Source organism: Variovorax frigidus (genome assembly GCF_051216515.1).
Taxonomy (GTDB): domain Bacteria; phylum Pseudomonadota; class Gammaproteobacteria; order Burkholderiales; family Burkholderiaceae_C; genus Variovorax.
Genome location: NZ_JBPJZF010000004.1, coordinates 22,023 through 37,196, shown reverse-complemented (window position 1 = coordinate 37,196; position 15,174 = coordinate 22,023). Strand labels below are relative to the sequence as shown.

General features: G+C 68.9%; 14 protein-coding genes. 7 read left to right on the top strand and 7 right to left on the bottom strand.

Translation table 11 applies throughout. From position 1 onward, the window contains the following. Window positions 1–24 precede the first annotated feature (24 nt). The 3 genes from ACSFBC_RS12605 to rlmB are packed head-to-tail and all read left to right on the top strand — an operon-like array spanning window position 25 to window position 2,540. Window positions 25–729 carry an ABC transporter ATP-binding protein gene (locus tag ACSFBC_RS12605; RefSeq protein WP_435510682.1) on the top strand — a complete coding sequence of 235 codons (705 nt, stop codon included), beginning with the start codon at window positions 25–27 and terminating at the stop codon, window positions 727–729. Beyond that, window positions 726–1,742: a hypothetical protein gene (locus ACSFBC_RS12600; protein ID WP_435510681.1), complete on the top strand. Its 1,017-nt coding sequence runs from the start codon at window positions 726–728 to the stop codon at window positions 1,740–1,742. The genes ACSFBC_RS12605 and ACSFBC_RS12600 overlap by 4 nt, the downstream gene beginning before the upstream one ends. Window positions 1,743–1,787: 45 nt before the next feature. Continuing rightward, window positions 1,788–2,540, top strand: coding sequence for a 23S rRNA (guanosine(2251)-2'-O)-methyltransferase RlmB (rlmB, locus tag ACSFBC_RS12595; RefSeq protein WP_435510680.1), 753 nt, complete (start codon window positions 1,788–1,790; stop codon window positions 2,538–2,540). A 30-nt stretch (window positions 2,541–2,570) separates the two neighbouring features. On the opposite strand, the gene ACSFBC_RS12590 is transcribed toward rlmB, so the two are convergent. The 7 genes from ACSFBC_RS12590 to ACSFBC_RS12560 all read right to left on the bottom strand — a co-directional run bounded on the left by ACSFBC_RS12590 (window position 2,571) and on the right by ACSFBC_RS12560 (window position 8,780). Then, entirely contained in the window at window positions 2,571–3,347 is a 777-nt protein-coding gene (locus ACSFBC_RS12590) for an MBL fold metallo-hydrolase (protein WP_435510679.1), read from the bottom strand. A gap of 113 nt (window positions 3,348–3,460) precedes the next feature. Continuing rightward, complete coding sequence (gene bamC, locus ACSFBC_RS12585) at window positions 3,461–4,549, bottom strand: outer membrane protein assembly factor BamC (RefSeq protein ID WP_435510678.1); 1,089 nt, start codon at window positions 4,547–4,549, stop codon at window positions 3,461–3,463. Window positions 4,550–4,650: 101 nt separating this feature from the next. Next, complete coding sequence (gene dapA / locus ACSFBC_RS12580) at window positions 4,651–5,577, bottom strand: 4-hydroxy-tetrahydrodipicolinate synthase (RefSeq protein WP_435511162.1); 927 nt, start codon at window positions 5,575–5,577, stop codon at window positions 4,651–4,653. Between the two features lies 1 nt (window position 5,578). Beyond that, on the bottom strand, window positions 5,579–6,079 hold the full coding sequence (locus ACSFBC_RS12575; RefSeq protein ID WP_435510677.1) for a class I SAM-dependent methyltransferase: 501 nt from the start codon (window positions 6,077–6,079) through the stop codon (window positions 5,579–5,581). A gap of 56 nt (window positions 6,080–6,135) precedes the next feature. Further along, window positions 6,136–6,276 carry a hypothetical protein gene (locus ACSFBC_RS12570; RefSeq protein WP_435510676.1) on the bottom strand — a complete coding sequence of 47 codons (141 nt, stop codon included), beginning with the start codon at window positions 6,274–6,276 and terminating at the stop codon, window positions 6,136–6,138. A 5-nt stretch (window positions 6,277–6,281) separates the two neighbouring features. Then, window positions 6,282–7,505, bottom strand: a complete 1,224-nt coding sequence (locus ACSFBC_RS12565; protein ID WP_435510675.1) for an MFS transporter — start codon at window positions 7,503–7,505, stop codon at window positions 6,282–6,284. A 93-nt stretch (window positions 7,506–7,598) separates the two neighbouring features. Then, on the bottom strand, window positions 7,599–8,780 hold the full coding sequence (locus ACSFBC_RS12560; protein WP_435510674.1) for an MFS transporter: 1,182 nt from the start codon (window positions 8,778–8,780) through the stop codon (window positions 7,599–7,601). A gap of 93 nt (window positions 8,781–8,873) precedes the next feature. On the opposite strand from ACSFBC_RS12560, the gene ACSFBC_RS12555 reads away from it, so the two are divergent. From ACSFBC_RS12555 to parC, 4 genes are read left to right on the top strand one after another with little or no spacing between them, the layout of a single operon-like run. Then, the gene (locus tag ACSFBC_RS12555) at window positions 8,874–9,779 is read left to right on the top strand and encodes a LysR family transcriptional regulator (protein ID WP_435510673.1); all 906 of its coding nucleotides are present in this window, start codon (window positions 8,874–8,876) and stop codon (window positions 9,777–9,779) included. Window positions 9,780–9,820: 41 nt separating this feature from the next. Then, the gene (locus ACSFBC_RS12550) at window positions 9,821–11,797 is read left to right on the top strand and encodes a DNA topoisomerase IV subunit B (protein WP_435510672.1); all 1,977 of its coding nucleotides are present in this window, start codon (window positions 9,821–9,823) and stop codon (window positions 11,795–11,797) included. Window positions 11,798–11,855: 58 nt separating this feature from the next. Further along, complete coding sequence (locus ACSFBC_RS12545; RefSeq protein WP_435510671.1) at window positions 11,856–12,749, top strand: lytic transglycosylase domain-containing protein; 894 nt, start codon at window positions 11,856–11,858, stop codon at window positions 12,747–12,749. Window positions 12,750–12,788: 39 nt separating this feature from the next. Next, entirely contained in the window at window positions 12,789–15,173 is a 2,385-nt protein-coding gene (parC, locus tag ACSFBC_RS12540; protein ID WP_435510670.1) for a DNA topoisomerase IV subunit A, read from the top strand. The last annotated feature ends 1 nt before the right edge of the window (window position 15,174 follow it).

Sequence of the window (15,174 nt, the reverse complement as noted above, 5' to 3'; positions counted from 1 at the left end):
CGATTCACCACGCAAAGCCTTTCAATGTCCCAAGCCCCCACCGAAGCAATTGTTGCCGTCGACCATGTTTTCAAGTCCGTCACGGATTCGACCGGCACGCTGGACATTCTGCAGGACATCCATTTCACCCTGGGCGCGCGGGAGACCGCAGCCATCGTCGGGGCTTCCGGCTCGGGCAAGAGCACGCTGCTGTCGATCATCGCGGGGCTCGACACGCCCACGCGCGGCACGGTGAAGCTGGCCGGCCAGGACATCTTCGCGGTCGATGAAGACGACCGTGCCGCGCTGCGTGCGCAGAAGGTCGGCTTCGTGTTCCAGAGCTTCCAGCTGCTGGCCAACCTCAGCGCGCTGGAAAACGTGATGCTGCCGCTGGAACTGGCCGATCGCAAGGATGCGCGCAAGGCCGCCACCGAGATGCTCGGCCGGGTCGGGCTGGGGCAGCGGCTCGGCCACTATCCGAAGGTGCTGTCGGGCGGCGAGCAGCAGCGCGTGGCGCTGGCCCGGGCCTTCGTCGTACAGCCGCAACTGCTGCTGGCCGACGAACCCACGGGCAGCCTGGACTTCGCGACCGGCGAGCAGGTCATGAAGCTGATGTTCGATCTCAACCGCGAACTCGGCACCACGCTGGTGCTCGTGACGCATGATCGCGGCATCGCGGCGCAGTGCGAACGGCGCATCACCATCGAAGCCGGTCGCATCGGCGCCGACGAGAAGACCTCCATTCGATGATCGTTCCCGCGCACTGGGCCGAAGGCCGCATCCAGACCGTGATCGACGGCCGACAGCTCACCGTGCGCCGCTTCGGCTGGTCCGACGAGAGCCCGCTGGCCGCCCAGGCCCATGCCGACGAGCGCACGCGCGAGGCGCTGGCCCGTATCCAGGCCGGTGAAGCCCTCCCTCGGCGCGAAGCCAAGACGGCCTACAACGGCGCCGACGGCATGCCCATCCGCGAGCAGATCGTGCGTCGTGAGGGCGAGACCCTGATCACCCGCAACGGCTACGGTGCGTTGTGCCTCAACACCCCGGACGTGCTGTTCGTCGACATCGACTTCGAGGACGCCGAAGAGGCGTCGCGTCGCCGCGGCAAAGGCCGGCCCTGGTCGCTCGCCCTGGTGATGGCGGTGCTGGCCGCGGTGGCTGCCGGCGGCATCACGCGTTCGCCCGTCGTGGCGGGGGGTGTCGGCGTGCTGGCCTTCGGCCTGCTCTGGTGGTGGCTGGGACGACTGCCGGGTCAGACGGCAGATGCGCCCGCGCAGGAGGAGCTGCCGGCCACGCCCGAGCAGCGCGCGCGCCAGCGCATCGAGCGCTTCATCTTCCAGCACCCCGACTGGCATCTGCGCCTCTACCGCACGCCGGCGGGGCTGCGTGCGCTGGCCATGCACCGGACCTTCTCGCCGGGCGAGACAGCGGTGGCCGACTGCTTCCACGAATTGGGCGCCGACACGGTCTATGCGCGCATGTGCCGCAACCAGAACTGCTTCCGTGCCCGCGTGAGTCCGAAGCCCTGGCGCATCGGCATCGACGATCACCTGCGGCCGCGTCCCGGTGTGTGGCCGGTGGCGCTGGAGCGCATGGACGAACGCGAAGCCTGGGTCGCGCGCTACGAGCGTGCGGCGTCGGGGTACGCGGCCTGCACCTTCATCCAGGCCGTGGGCGCGGCAGAGGTGCATCCCTCGGCCGAGGCCGTGCAGCGCCTGCACGACGCGCTCAGTGGCGCGCAAAGCGGCTTGCCGGCCGCTTGAGGCCTGCCTGCATCGCAGGGCAGGGCGCGCAGGGATAATCCCTGCATGTCTTCCCCCAAAGTGATCTTCGGCTTCCACGCCGTGGGCGTGCGTCTCAAGACCGCGCCGAAATCGGTGATCGAAGTGTTCTTCGACGCCAGCCGCCGCGACGCGCGCATGCAGCAATTCAAGGCCCGTGCGCAGGACGCCGGTGTGCGGCTGGTCGAGGCCGACGGCCTGCGCCTGGCCAAGCTCAGCGGCAGCCATGGCCACCAGGGCGTGGCGGCCCGTGTCGAGCCGATTCCGCAAACCCATTCGATCGACGAACTGCTCGAGGGCCTCGAGGCCGCGGGCACCGTGCCGCTGTTGCTGGTGCTCGACGGCGTGACCGATCCGCACAACCTCGGCGCCTGCCTGCGCGTGGCCGACGGTGCCGGCGCCCATGCGGTGATCGCGCCCAGGGACCATGCGGCCGGCATCAACGCCACCGTCGCCAAGGTGGCCAGCGGCGCGGCCGAGACCGTGCCCTATTTCATGGTGACCAACCTGGCGCGCACGCTGGGCGAACTCAAGGAGCGCGACATCTGGTGCGTCGGCGCCAGCGACGACGCGCCCGGCACGCTCTACCAGACCGACCTCAAGCGCCCGCTCGCGCTGGTGCTCGGTGCCGAAGGCACGGGCATGCGCCAGCTCACGCGCAAGAACTGCGACGAGCTGATCAGCATCCCGATGCTGGGCGCGGTCGAGAGTCTCAACGTGTCGGTGGCCAGCGGCGTGTGCCTCTACGAGGCGATGCGCCAGCGGATCAGCGTCGGCTGAACGCCGGGGTTCCCGGCTTGGGCCGGAGCCTCAGACGTCCAGCCAGGGCGAGCCCTCGGCCGCATTGGCCGTGAGCATCTCGTCCTCGCTGGCGCCCAGTGCATCGGCCAGCGCCCGGCGCACGAGTTCGGGCGTGTTGTTCTGTTCGCTCAGGTGGGCCGCCACCACGTGCCGCAGACCCGCGTGGTGCACCGCGCGCGCGATGTCCGCCGCGGCCGTGTTCGACAGGTGGCCGTAGTTGCCGCCCACGCGTTGCTTGAGAAAGCCCGGGTAGGCCGAGGCCGCCAGCATCTGGCTGTCGTGGTTGCATTCCAGCAGCAGGGCGTCCAGACCGGCCAGACGGGCCATCACGTGGGGCGTGGCATGGCCCAGATCGGTCAGCACGCCCAGGCTGCGGGCGCCGTCGGTACAGCGCAGCTGCAGCGGCTCGTGCGCGTCGTGCGGCACGGTGAAGGGTTGCACGGCGAGGTCGCCGACCTCGATGTCGCAGCCGTCGCGCGCCAGTTTCAGCCGTCCTTCGAAATCCCGCCCGCCGGTGGCGAGCCAGGTGCCTTCGCTCATCCACACGGGCAGACGTTCGCGGCGCGACAGCGCATGCGCGCAGCCGATGTGGTCGCCGTGCTCGTGGGTGATGAAGACCGCGTCGATGTCGCTGGCCGCGAGGCCGGCGCGCGCCAGCCGCGTGTCGAGGTGGCGCAGCGTGAAGCCGCAGTCGATCAGCAGGCGGGAGGTGCGGCCGCCGCTGGTCGCTTCGACCAGCGTGGCGTTGCCTGTGCTGCCGCTGCCCAGGCTTCTGAAACGCAGCATCTAGTGGACGTCTTTTTCAGGAACACCGCGGAACCGGCTTTGCCGGGCCGCTGGTGTTGCCCCCTGAAAGGGGGTTGGCGAAGCGACACGCAGTGCGCGAAGCCTGGGGGTGGTCACTTCAGGTCGTCGGCGATGACCTGGACGATGCGCTGTGCATTGGCCGTCGCGTCGGGGGCGCCGGCTTCGTTGAGCACTGACACCGTGCTGGTCTCGCCCTGGCTCTTGACCAGGATGCGGAACTTCAGCGGCGACTCGTCCTTGCTTGCGCTGCCCAGGCTCAGCAGCTTGCTGAACAGGCCCGGTTCCTTCTTGTCGGGGTTGGGCGTCACGTAGCGCACGAAGTAGGTGCCGGCGCTGCGGTCGCGGTCTTCCACGGTGAAGCCGGTGCGGTCGAGGGCCAGGCCGACACGGCGCCAGGCGCGGTCGAAGCCTTCGTTGATCTGCACGCCCGGACGGCCGTCGATCGTGGCCACGCGCGCGGCCGAGGGTGCCGCGGCGGTGCTGGCGGTCAGCGCCTTGGACTGCTCTTGCGAGACGCCCAGCTTGACCATCAGGCGGCGCAGGAATTCGGTCTCGAGTTCGGGGTCGCTCGGGCGCGGCTGCCAGACGGTCTGCTCCTTGCGGGCATCGCTGTAGACCTCGGCCATGCCGCGGTGGCTGACGTAGATCTCGGTGCCGGTGGGCGTGCGTTCCAGGCGGGTGCGGAAGCGGTCGAGTTCGCCGGTCGAATAGACCGAGTCGAGCAGCTTGCCGATGGTGCTGCGGATGATGTCCTGCGGCAGCTTGGCGCGGTTCTCGGCCCAGTCGGTTTCCATGATGCCGAGGTTGCGCTGGTCGGTGGTCAGCAGGAAGCCGCTTTCCTGCCAGAAGTCGCGCACCGGTTCCCAGAGCTGGTCGGCCGGACGGTTGACGACGATCCAGCGCTGGTTGCCCGCGCGCTCCATGCGCACGTCACCCAGCGTCGCGACCGCGGTCGGCACGCCCGGTGCGTCGATCTTGCCGGCCTGCAGGCTGTTGGCCGACACCGTGGTGCCGGGAACGGCGTAGCGGTTCTCGCGGGAGAGTTGGGTGAGATCGGGCGGCACTTCGAGCGACGGCGCCTTGCCGGCACTCTTGTAGTCGATCTTGTCGCTCTCGAAGACCGAGCAGGCGGCCAGGCTGGCAACGAGGGCCAGCAGTGCGAATCGCGATAAATTCTTCAACGTCGTCTTCCTTGGTGGAATGGTTCGATCAAATCGATGGCCGCAGCGGCCGCCCTGTGGGAGTCGGCCTCACGCAAAAGGTTGCGCCTGCGGTGAAAAGGTCAGTCCTTGAGCAGGCCGGTGGTGCGCAGCGCCGCCTCGACCGCGGGCCGGCAGGAGTCGCTCAGCGGGGTCAGCGGCAGCCGCATCGTGCCACCGCACAGGCCCATGCGGGCCATGGCCCACTTGAGCGGGATCGGGTTGGGTTCGATGAACAGGTTGCGATGCACGGGCATCAGTTCGAACTGGATGCGCATCGCGGTGGCGACGTCGCCGGCGATGGCCGCCACGCACAGCTCGTGCATCTTGCGTGGTGCGATGTTGGCGGTGACGCTGATGTTGCCCTTGCCGCCGCACAGCATGAGGGCGACCGCGGTCGGGTCGTCGCCGGAGTACACGGCGAAGCGCGCGGGCAGGTCGCGAATCAGCCACTGCGCGCGTTCGATGTTGCCGGTGGCTTCCTTGATGCCGATGATGCCCGGCACCTGGGCCAGGCGCAGCACGGTCTCGTGCGCCATATCGGCGACGGTGCGGCCGGGCACGTTGTAGAGCACCACGGGCAGGTCGCCCACGGCTTCGGCGATGGCCTTGAAATGCTGGTACTGGCCTTCTTGCGTCGGCTTGTTGTAGTAGGGCACCACCTGCAGCTGCGAATCGGCGCCCACGCCCTTGGCGAACTTGGCGAGCTCGATCGCTTCCTTGGTGGAATTGGCGCCGCAGCCGGCCATCACGGGCACGCGCCCACGGGCCTGCTCGACCGAGACGCGGATGATCTCGCAATGTTCCTCGACGTCGACCGTCGGCGATTCGCCGGTGGTCCCGACCACGCCGAGGCAGTCGGTGCCTTCGTCGATGTGCCAGTCGATCAGCCGGCGCAGGGCGGAATAGTCGACGCTACCGTCTTCATGCATCGGCGTGGCGAGAGCGACGATGCTGCCTGTGAGTTGCTCCAAGGGATTCTCTTTTGTCGGTTGGACGAAACCGGAGATTCTACCGACTGGCCGCGGCCCCCTCGAGCGGGCTCCGCTGCGGCGTTTCGGCCACGCGAACGGCGGCGATCCGCTGCACGAAACGCGCGGGTTCGTCGAGGAAACCGTCCTCGTAGGCCACGATACGCAGGCCGGCGCAGGCGGCGATCAGTTCGCCGGGCTGCAGCAGGAAGTCGGGCCGCGAGGGCTTGCCGACCGTCTCGTTGCCGGCCGCGAAGGTTTCGTAGAGCAGCACGCCGCCCGGTGCGACCGCGGCCACGATGTCGGGCAGGCGAGGGCGCCAGAGGTAATTCGTGACCACCACGCCGCCGAAGTGCCGCCCGGCATAGGGCCAGGGGCCGCCCTCGATGTCGGCCTGCAGCACCTCGCCGCAGGCCGTCGCGGCGCGTACCGCCTCGTCGGCGCGGTCGACGCCGGTGACCGGATGCCCGCGCCCGGCGAACCAGCGCATGTGGCGCCCGGCGCCGCAGGCCACGTCGAGCACGGGGGCACCGGCCGGCACCAGGTGCGACCAGCGGGCGACCCAGGACGAGGGGGCGGTGGGGGGCGCGGCGGGGTTCAGAAGCAGGCCCAGAGCTGGTCGATCATCGTGACCATGAAGGCCGGCTGCGTGTACATCAGGAAGACCCCGACCAGCGCCGCGGCGGCCACGGCGAAGGCGGCAAGCTGCAGCAGGCGGTGGCGTCGTGCGGAGCTCATGCTGCTCATGCCGGTTGCGGCAGCGGCCGCGCGATGGCGTTTTCCTTGACCGGCAGGTTGATCAGGGCCGCGAACACGCCGAGCGCGATCGAGATGTACCAGACCACGTCGTAGCTGCCCGTGCGGTCGTACAGGAAGCCGCCCAGCCAGACGCCCAGGAAAGAGCCGACCTGGTGGCCGAGGAACACGAAGCCGCTGAGCATGGAGAGATGCGCCACGCCGAAGATCTGCGCCACCAGCGCGTTGGTCGGCGGGATGGTCGACAGCCACAGCATGCCCATCACGCCCGCGAACACATAGACCGACACCGGCGACAGCGGCACGATCAGGAACAGCGTGATCGCGACGGCGCGCGCGAGGTAGATGAAGGCCAGGATCTTGCGCTTGGCCAGGCGCTGGCCCAGTGTGCCGGCGGCATAGGTGCCGATCACGTTGAACAGCCCGATCAGCGCCAACGCATAGCTCGCGACCTCGGGCGACAGGCCCTTGTCCTTGAGGTAGCTGGGCATGTGCACGCCGATGAACACCACCTGGAAGCCGCAGACGAAATAGCCGGCCATCAGCAGGCCGAAGCTGGGGTACTTGAAGGCCTCGATCACGGCCTGCACGATGGTCTGGTCGCGGTGGGCCCCGACGGTCGCCGCAGGGGCGCGACGCGGCTCGCGCAGGCCGATCGCCAGCGGCACGATCAGCAGCACCACCGCGGCCAGCGCCATCAGCGCCGTGTGCCAGCCCAAGCGGGCGATCAACTGGCCTTCGATCGGCACCATCAGGAACTGGCCGAAGGAGCCCGCCGCTGCGGCCACGCCCATGGCCCACGAGCGGCGCTCGGCCGGAATCTGGCGCCCGATCACGCCGTAGATCACGGCATAGGTCGTGCCCGCCTGGGCGGCGCCGATCAGCACGCCAGCCGTCAGCGCGAACAGCAGCGGGGTCGGCGACAAGGCCATGCCAGCCAGACCCAGTGCGTAGAGCAGCGCGCCGATCCACAGCACGCGGAAGGCACCCAGCTTGTCGGCCAGCATGCCCGCGAACACGCCCATCACGCCCCAGGACAGGTTCTGGATCGCGATGGCCAGCGAGAAGGTCTGGCGTGTCCAGCCCTGTTCCTGGGTGATCGGTTGCAGCCACAGGCCGAAGCCGTGGCGGATGCCCATGGAGAGCGTGACGATGAGCGCGCCGCAAAGCAGGACCTGCTTGGTCGACAGGGTTTGACCGGGAGAATGCATCCTCTGACTTTAGCCAAGTCCCGGTGATGCTGCCGGGGCCGTCATTGGTGATATTTCCGGCGCCTTTCGATGAGGGCATCGCATCGATGCCGTTCAGCGGGCCGGAAAGCCGTGCGGTGCCTGCCACGCCAGCCACAGTGCCGGCGCCAGCAGCGCGATCAGCGTCCACGGCAGAGCGCCCGCGCCGAAGCCCTGCAGCAACACGCCGCCGAACAGGCCGCCACCCGCGATGGCCAGGTTCCATGCCGTGACCACCATCGACTGCGCCACGTCGGCCGATGCGCCGGCCGCCTGTGCCGAGGCGGTCTGGAACAGCGTGCCCGCGCCGCCGAAGGCCAGGCCCCAGATCGCCACGCCGACGTACACCGCCGTCGCCGACCCGCCTGCCATGCCGAGGACCAGCGCCGTCAGCCCGAAGACGGCCGTGCTCGCCAGCACCAGTTCACGCAGCCAGCGGTCGATCAGCAGGCCCGTGATCCAGATGCCCGCCACCGAGGCCAGGCCGAAGACCAGCAGCACCAGATCGACCCGTGCACCGAGTCCAGCCTGCACCAGGAACGGCGCGATGTAGGTGTAGAGGATGTTGTGCGCCAGCACGAAGGCCAGCATCACCGCCAGCACCGGCCGAACGCCCGGCAGCAGGAAGACGCGCTTGACGCTGGGCCGCTGTCCGGCGTCCTGCCCCGGGAAATCGGGCACCTGCCAGCGCACCCAGCCGAGCAGCAGCAGCGACAGCGCCGACATCACGAGGAAGGCCGGACGCCAGCCCACGCCGGTGCCCAGCAGCGTGCCCGCCGGAATGCCCAGCGACAGCGCCAGCGGCGCGCCCAGCATCGCGACCGCGATCGCCCGGCCCTGCATCGAGGGCGGCACCATGCGGCCCGCGTGTCCGGCCACCAGCGCCCACAGCAGCCCGGCGAACACGCCGGCGAAGAAGCGCGCGACCAGCGTCAGCGGATAGCTGTGCGACAGCGCGGTGACCGTGTTGACCAGCGCGAAGCCGGCGATCGCGAGCATCAGCAGCGGACGCCGGCGCCAGCCGCGCGTGAACGCGACCAGCGGGATGGCCGCGAGCAACGAGCCGAGCGCGTACACCGTCACCATCTGGCCGACCAGCGCGGGCGTGATGGACAAGTCGGCGCCGATCTGCGGCAGCAGGCCGGCCGGCATGGCCTCGGTGAGGATGGTGACGAAGCTGGCAGCCGCCAGCGCGAGCAGGCCGGACAGCGGGAGCCGGGTCCGGGCAGGAATGGTTTGAAGGGGGATGGAGGACATGCGGCCAACGATAGGCAGAAGCCGACTCCGGAAAAAGGGGGATACAGTTCCACTCAATACGGACGATGAAGTCCGCAATGGAGCCTTTTCATCATGGACAGCCTCAGCGGCCTGGCCGTTTTCATCCAGGTGGCCGAAACCCGCAGTTTCGTGACCGCCGGCCGGGCGCTGGGCGTGTCGGCGTCCGCCATCGGCAAGCGCGTGGCGCGATTGGAGGAGCGGCTGGGCGTGCGCCTGTTCCACCGCAGCACCCGCAGCATCACGCTCACCGCCGAGGGAGCGCTGTTCCTGGCGCGCAGCCGGCGGGTGCTGGCCGAGGTCGAGGCGGCCGAACAGGAGCTGTCGCATTCGGTGGGCGCGCCGCGTGGCAAGCTGCGCGTGAGCCTGCCGCTGGTCAGTTCGCTGGTGCTGCCGTTGCTGGCCGACTTCATGCGCGAGCACCCGGCGATCGAACTCGACCTCGACTTCAGCGACCGGCTGGTCGACGTGATCGAGGAGGGTTTCGACGCCGTGGTGCGCACCGGCGAACTGAGCGATTCGCGGCTGTCGGTGCGCCGCCTGGGCGAGTTCTCGCAGTGGCTCGTGGCCTCGCCCGACTATCTGCAGCGTTGCGGCACGCCCGCCACGCCGGCGGATCTGGCGGCGCACGCCTGCCTCCACTACCGCTATCCGGCCACCGGCAAGGTGGAGGTCTGGCCGCTGCTGCCCGGGCCCGACGGTGCCGAAGCCCGGCCGCCGGTCTCCATGGTCTGCAACAACATGGAGACCCGGCTGTGTTTTGCGCTGCGCGGGCGGGGCATCGCCTTGCTGCCGGACTTCTGCGCGCGCGAGGCGCTGGCCGCGGGCCGCCTGCAGCGCGTGCTGTCCGGGTACGTGCGGCCGCACGCCATCGGGCTGGGCGTGCTGTGGCCTTCGGGGCGTCATCCGTCGCCCAAGCTGCGGGCTTTCGTCGATTTCCTGGGTGCCCACATGTTCGCTGAGGATTCCTCGGCTGTATGAACATCCAGTTGTTTCCACATCACTGACTACAATCCGCCCCCATGGCGACTCCCCCCAAGACCCCTCCCGCATATTCCGAAGGTTCGATCCGCGTCCTCAAGGGCCTCGAACCCGTCAAGCAGCGTCCGGGCATGTACACCCGGACCGACAACCCCCTGCACATCATTCAGGAAGTGCTGGACAACGCCGCCGACGAGGCGCTCGCCGGCTACGGCAAGAAGATCAAGGTCACGCTGCACACCGACGCGTCGGTGAGCATCGAGGACGACGGCCGGGGCATCCCCTTCGGCCTGCACCCCGAGGAAAAGGCCCCGGTGGTCGAACTGGTGTTCACCCGGCTGCACGCCGGCGGCAAGTTCGACAAGGGCTCGGGCGGCGCCTACAGCTTCTCGGGCGGCCTGCACGGCGTGGGCGTGAGCGTGACCAACGCACTGTCGACGCGGCTCGAGGTGCTCTCGTACCGCGAAGCCTCGGTGGCCCAACTGGCCTTCTCGGCCGGCGACGTGATCGAGGCGCTGGTGGTCCGTCCCCAGACCGGCGGCGACCGCAAGCAGGGCACCACGGTGCGGGCCTGGCCCGACCCCAAGTATTTCGAGGTCGCCACGCTGCCGATGCACGAGCTCACGCACCTGCTGCGCAGCAAGGCCGTGCTGATGCCCGGCGTGAGCGTCACACTGGTCAACGAGAAGACCAAGGACACGCAGACCTGGCTCTACAAGGGCGGCCTGCGCGACTACCTGATGCAGACGCTCAACGGCGAGCCGGTCATTCCGCTGTTCGAGGGCGCCGGCCATGCCGACAAGAACGCCGACAACTTCGCCGAAGGCGAGGGCGCCGACTGGTGCGTGGCCTTCACCGAAGACGGCCAGCCGGTGCGCGAGAGCTATGTCAACCTGATCCCCACCAGCGCCGGCGGCACGCACGAGAGCGGCCTGCGCGATGGCCTGTTCACGGCCGTCAAGGGCTTCATCGAGCTGCATTCGCTGCTGCCCAAGGGCGTGAAGCTGCTGCCCGAAGACGTGTTCGCACGCGCTTCCTACGTGTTGAGCGCCAAGGTGCTTGACCCGCAGTTCCAGGGCCAGATCAAGGAGCGCCTGAACTCGCGCGACGCGGTGCGGCTGGTCTCGAGCTTCGTGCGCCCCGCGCTCGAGCTGTGGCTCAACCAGCACGTCGACTACGGCAAGAAGCTGGCCGAGCTGGCCATCAAGGCCGCGCAGACGCGCCAGAAGGCCGGCCAGAAGGTCGAGAAGCGCAAGGGCTCGGGCGTGGCCGTGCTGCCGGGCAAGCTGACCGATTGCGAGAGCAAGGACATCAGCCACAACGAGGTCTTCCTGGTCGAGGGCGACTCGGCCGGCGGCAGCGCCAAGATGGGCCGCGACAAGGAGTCGCAGGCGGTGCTGCCGCTGCGCGGCAAGGTGCTCAACACCTGGGAAGTCGAGCGCGACCGGCTGTTCGCCAACACCGAAATCCACGACATCTCGGTGGCCATCGGCGTCGATCCGCACGGCCCCAACGACACGCCCGACATGAGCGGCCTGCGCTACGGCAAGGTCTGCATCCTGTCCGATGCCGACGTCGACGGTTCGCACATCCAGGTGCTGCTGCTCACGCTGTTCTTCCGCCACTTCCCCAAGCTGATCGAAACCGGTCATGTCTATGTTGCCAAGCCGCCGCTGTTCCGGGTCGATGCGCCCGCGCGCGGCAAGAAGCCGGCCTCCAAGGTCTATGCGCTGGACCAGGGCGAGCTGGTTGCCATCCTGGACAAACTGCGCAAGGATGGCGTGCGCGAAGGCGCCTGGAGCATCAGCCGCTTCAAGGGCCTGGGCGAAATGAGCGCGGAACAATTGTGGGAAACCACGCTCAATCCGGACACGCGCCGCCTGTTGCAGGTCGGCCTCGGCCGGCTGGCCTTCGGCGAGACCGAGGGCGAGATCACCAAGCTCATGGGCAAGGGCGAGGCCGCGGCGCGGCGCGAACTGATGGAAATCCGGGCCGACGACATCGAGGTGGATGTCTGAGGCGTCCCCTTCGCACCTCCTGCGCCCCCCGATTGGAAATCATCGATTGAATGCCGTGATGAAGCCTGCGACGCGTGTCCGAACCCTGCTGGCCGGCCTCGTGCTGCTCGCCGTGCAGCCGTTCGTGCATGCCGCGGACATCTACGGCTATGTCGACGAGCGCGGTGTGGCGCATTTCGCGTCCGAGAAGCTCGACGCGCGCTACCTGGTCTTCTTCAAGGGCGGGCAGGACTTCGACACCGCCCAGGGCATCGCGCGTGCGCCCAAGGATGTGCGCGGCGGCGCGGTGTCGCCCGCCGCGCAGACGCTGCTGGCGCTGTTCGAAGCCTCGCCCAGCCACAAGGCTGCCAAGGCCGCGCTGCGCGAAGCCGCGACCGCGCACGCGATCGATTACGAACTGTTGCAGGCGCTGGTCGCCACCGAGTCGGGCTTCGACGCGCAGGCCGTGTCGCCCAAGGGGGCGATGGGCCTGATGCAATTGATGCCCGGCACCGCCGAGCGCTACGGCGTGCGCGGCGACAAGCGCGCCACGCTCGAGAAGAAACTGTTCGATCCGCGCACCAACATCGCGGCCGGTTCGCGCTATCTGCGTGACCTGATCGCGATGTTCCAGGGCCAGATCGAACTCGCACTGGCGGCCTACAACGCAGGCGAGGGCGCGGTCCAGCGCGCCGGCAACAAGGTGCCGAACTACCGCGAGACGCAGAACTACGTGCGCACCGTGCTGCAGCTCTACGCCTACCTCAAGCCGGGCACGGGCATGGGCACCGGCCGCGGCGGCCAGGCGCCCGGGCGCGTGCGCATGGAAATGACCGTGCCCGAAGGCGGCGCCGCGGGCCGCGGCAACATGCCGCCCGCGCAGCCCTGGCGCATGCCGGCGCTCCCGGCCGCGCCCGCGACCTCCGCAAAGCCCGAGGCTGCAGCGGAAGCCGCGCCGGCCGCCACCGAATAAACAGACGACAGACAGAGTCACCGAGAAGCAAGAAAAGACATGGACGAACAACCCACGCTCGACCTCCAGAGCCCCGAAGATCCCAGCAAGCTGACGCTGGCCGACTACGCACAGACCGCCTACCTCGAGTACGCGCTGTCGGTGGTCAAGGGCCGCGCGCTGCCCGACGTGAGTGACGGCCAGAAGCCGGTGCAGCGCCGCATCCTGTATTCGATGTCGCGCATGGGCCTGGGCTTCGGCGGCAGCAACGGCACGGTCGGCGCCAAGCCGGTGAAGTGCGCACGGGTGGTCGGCGACGTGCTCGGCCGCTTCCACCCGCACAGCGACCAGGCCGCCTACGACGCGCTGGTGCGCATGGCGCAGGACTTCTCGCAGCGCTACCCGCTGGTCGACGGCCAGGGCAACTTCGGCAGCCGCGACGGCGACGGCGCCGCGGCCATGCGCTACACCGAAGCACGCCTGGCGCGCATCACCAGCCTGCTGCTCGATGAGATCGACGAGGGCACGGTCGACTTCATCCCCAACTACGACGGCAGCACCGAGGAGCCGCGCCTGCTGCCCGCGCGGCTGCCCTTCGTGCTGCTCAACGGCGCCAGCGGCATCGCGGTCGGCCTGGCCACCGAGATCCCGAGCCACAACCTGCGCGAGATCGCCGACGCCTGCGTGGCGCTGATCAAGTCGAACGGCACACTCAGCGACGACGAGCTGCTGCAGATCGTGCCCGGCCCCGACTACCCGGGCGGCGCGCAGATCATCAGCGCGGCCTCCGACATCGCCGAGGCCTACCGCACCGGCCGCGGTTCGCTCAAGGTGCGCGCGCGCTGGAAGATCGAGGACCTGGCGCGCGGCCAGTGGCAACTGGTCGTCAACGAGCTGCCGCCGGGTGTCAGCACGCAGAAGGTGCTGGAGGAGATCGAGGAGATCACCAACCCGAAGGTGAAGGCCGGCAAGAAGGCGCTCACGACCGATCAGACCAATCTCAAGGCCGCGCTGCTGTCGGTGCTCGACGTGGTGCGCGACGAGTCGAGCAAGGACGCGGCCGTGCGGCTGGTGTTCGAGCCCAAGACCTCGCGCATCAGCCAGGAAGAATTCATCACCACGCTGCTTGCGCAGACCTCGCTGGAAAGCTCGTCGTCGATCAACCTCACGATGGTCGGCATCGACGGCAAGCCGGTGCAGAAGTCGCTGCGGCAGATGCTCAACGAGTGGATCGCCTTCCGCGAGATCACGGTCGAGAAGCGCTCCAAGCACCGCCTGGGCAAGGTGCTCGATCGCGTCCACATCCTCGAGGGCCGGCAGCTGGTGCTGCTCAACATCGACGAGGTGATCGCGATCATCCGTGCGGCCGAGGACCCGAAGGCCGCGCTGATCGCGCGCTTCGACCTCAGCGATCGGCAGGCCGAGGACATCCTCGAGATCCGGCTGCGCCAGCTCGCTCGGCTCGAAGCCATCAAGATCGAGCAGGAACTCAAGGGCCTGCGCGAAGAGCAGAAGAAGCTCGAGGACATCCTCGGCAGCTCGACCGCACTGCGCCGCCTGCTGATCAAGGAGATCGAGGCCGACGCCAAGAGCTTCGAGGACGCACGGCGCACGCTGATCCAGGCCGAGAAGCGCGCCGTGGCCGAGGTCAAGGTGGTCGACGAGCCGGTCACGGTCATCGTCTCGCAGAAGGGCTGGGTCCGCACGCAGAAGGGCTGGGCCAGCGAGAAGGCCGCGGGCGGCGCACCGGTCGAGTACAGCTTCAAGTCGGGCGACACGCTCTACGGCGCCTTCGAGTGCCGCTCGGTCGACACGCTGCTGGTCTTCGGCACCGCCAAGGACAAGGGCGTGCGCGTCTACACCGTGCCGGTGGCCTCGCTGCCCGGTGGGCGCGGTGACGGGCAACCCGTGACCACGCTGATCGAGCTCGACAGCGGCACCCACGTCGCGCATTACTTCGCAGGCCCCGTGGGCGCACAGTTGCTGCTGTCGAACACCGGCGGCTACGGCTTCATCGCCTCGGTCGAGAACATGGTGTCGCGCCAGCGCGGCGGCAAGGCCTTCATCGACGTGGGCGAGGGCGAGCAGCTGTGCCGGCCTTCGCTGGTGGGCGGTGCCAGCGGCGCCGAGCCGCAGCCGGCGGCGACGCACGTGGCGTGCGCATCGACCGGCGGCCGCATCCTGACCTTCGAGATCACCGAGCTCAAGGCGCTGCCCAAGGGCGGCCGCGGGCTCACGCTGATCGACCTGGAAGCCAAGGACACACTTGCCGGTGCCGCGGCCTACACGCGCAGCGTGAAGGTCGAGGGCCTGGGGCGCGGCGGCAAGGAGCGCGACGAAACGCTGGAGATCCGTTCGCTCAACAACGCCAAGACCACGCGCGGCCGCAAGGGCAAAGCGGCCGATCTGGGCTTCAAGCCGATGTCCATCGTGCGGGTGCAGTGAC

What these genes read in the sequence shown, in the direction of transcription:
- ACSFBC_RS12570 (WP_435510676.1), bottom strand. Translation starts at nt 6,276, where the DNA reads ATGAGCTCCGCACGACGCCACCGCCTGCTGCAGCTTGCCGCCTTCGCC.
- ACSFBC_RS12550 (WP_435510672.1), top strand. Translation starts at nt 9,821, where the DNA reads ATGGCGACTCCCCCCAAGACCCCTCCCGCATATTCCGAAGGTTCGATC.
- rlmB (WP_435510680.1), top strand. Translation starts at nt 1,788, where the DNA reads ATGTCTTCCCCCAAAGTGATCTTCGGCTTCCACGCCGTGGGCGTGCGT.
- ACSFBC_RS12590 (WP_435510679.1), bottom strand. Translation starts at nt 3,347, where the DNA reads ATGCTGCGTTTCAGAAGCCTGGGCAGCGGCAGCACAGGCAACGCCACG.
- ACSFBC_RS12545 (WP_435510671.1), top strand. Translation starts at nt 11,856, where the DNA reads ATGAAGCCTGCGACGCGTGTCCGAACCCTGCTGGCCGGCCTCGTGCTG.
- ACSFBC_RS12600 (WP_435510681.1), top strand. Translation starts at nt 726, where the DNA reads ATGATCGTTCCCGCGCACTGGGCCGAAGGCCGCATCCAGACCGTGATC.
- ACSFBC_RS12565 (WP_435510675.1), bottom strand. Translation starts at nt 7,505, where the DNA reads ATGCATTCTCCCGGTCAAACCCTGTCGACCAAGCAGGTCCTGCTTTGC.
- parC (WP_435510670.1), top strand. Translation starts at nt 12,789, where the DNA reads ATGGACGAACAACCCACGCTCGACCTCCAGAGCCCCGAAGATCCCAGC.
- ACSFBC_RS12555 (WP_435510673.1), top strand. Translation starts at nt 8,874, where the DNA reads ATGGACAGCCTCAGCGGCCTGGCCGTTTTCATCCAGGTGGCCGAAACC.
- ACSFBC_RS12560 (WP_435510674.1), bottom strand. Translation starts at nt 8,780, where the DNA reads ATGTCCTCCATCCCCCTTCAAACCATTCCTGCCCGGACCCGGCTCCCG.
- ACSFBC_RS12605 (WP_435510682.1), top strand. Translation starts at nt 25, where the DNA reads ATGTCCCAAGCCCCCACCGAAGCAATTGTTGCCGTCGACCATGTTTTC.